1 pseudogene is annotated in these 1,507 nt (G+C 58.1%); it reads left to right on the forward strand.

Annotated elements, in window-relative coordinates:
- Positions 1-159 precede the first annotated feature (159 nt).
- A pseudogene (locus QQJ84_RS09370) lies at positions 160-1,183 on the forward strand (IS256 family transposase); the annotation flags it as partial.
- Between the last annotated feature and the right edge of the window lie 324 nt (positions 1,184-1,507).

The following is a 1,507-nucleotide window of genomic DNA, read 5'->3' on the forward strand; positions in this document are numbered from 1 at the left end:
CGCCGAGCTCACCAAGCCGCCGCACAGAAAGCGTACATCAAATCTAAATCACAACTGTAATGTTAGGCGGGCTACTTACCCACAGCGGTGGTCATCGTCGTTCTTCGGTTAAGGTTGGAATTGCAACCGACCAACCAAGGACCAAAGGAGATGACAACGATGACCGACCCCATTATGGCGCTTCGCGCGCTTCTGGAGAAGAGTTCCGATACCGAGCTTTTGCGGGAGATGGTGGGCTTTACCGCCCAGCGGCTGATGGAGTTGGAAGCGGAAAGCCTGACCGGCGCGCCCTATGGCAAGCGCGTGAACCAGCGCAACGGGTATCGCGACCGAACCTGGGAAACCCGCGCCGGCACCATCGAACTGCGCGTGCCAAAACTGCGGCAAGGCAGCTATTTCCCGGCCTTCCTGGAGCCGCGCCGGATGGCGGAGAAGGCGCTTGAGCGCCGTGATCCAGGAAGCCTATGTGCAGGGCGTTTCCACCCGCTCGGTTGACGACCTCGTGCAATCCTTTGGCATGAGCGGCATCAGCAAAAGTCAGGTCTCGCGCCTGTGTGGCGAAATCGACGATAAAATCAATAACTTCCTCGACCGCCCGCTGGAGGGCGACTGGCCGTATGTGTGGCTGGACGCCACCTATCTGAAGGTGCGCGAGGCCGGACGGATTGTCTCGGTCGCCGTCACCATCGCAACCGGCGTCAATGGTGATGGCAGGCGCGAAGTGCTCGGCATGGCGATTGGTGCATCCGAGGCGGAAACATTCTGGGCCGAATTCCTCCGCAGTCTCTGCCGCCGCGGTCTACGCGGCGTCAAGCTGGTGATCTCGGATGCCCATGAGGGTCTGAAAGCCGCCATTACCAAGGTGCTGCACGCCACCTGGCAGCGTTGCCGGGTGCATATGATGCGCAACCTGCTGGCCCATGCCGGCCGCCAGGGGCGCGGTGTCGTTGCCGCCTTCGTTGGCACCGCCTTCGCCCAGGACGACGCAGCATCTGCAAAGGCGCAGTGGCGCCAGGTGACCGACCAGTTGCGCCCCAAAGCCGCCAAGCTCACCGCCATGATGGATGAAATGGAGGAAGATGTATTGGCCTACATGGGCTTCCCCAAGGAACACCGCACCAAAATCCACAGCACAAACCCCATCGAGCGGCTCAATGGCGAAATCAAACGCCGCACGGATGTCAGGTAGCGCAAACAGCAGATGCACAAAAACGACGCGAAATTACCGGCAGGGCATCAACGAATTTCGACCGCGGTAAGCACGCATTTCTGAGCCTCCAAAGAGATTCAGGGCAATATAGCGGATGAATAGGATTCCGCACTCAACCGCACCGAGATTGATTCAGAGCCCCTATTGGACGCCGATTACCCCCAAACCGGGGTCCTTAATCCATGCCGCTTCACAGTCTCGCCTTGATCAAAATCGTAATTTACGTTTTATGAGACCTGTGCGCGGATAGGCTTTTTATGGAGTTTATGGGTTAAATTTGCATCTGTATTTTGCCTT

Source organism: Acidocella aquatica, assembly GCF_030160635.1.
In the GTDB taxonomy this organism is placed as follows: Bacteria; Pseudomonadota; Alphaproteobacteria; order Acetobacterales; family Acetobacteraceae; genus Acidocella; species Acidocella aquatica.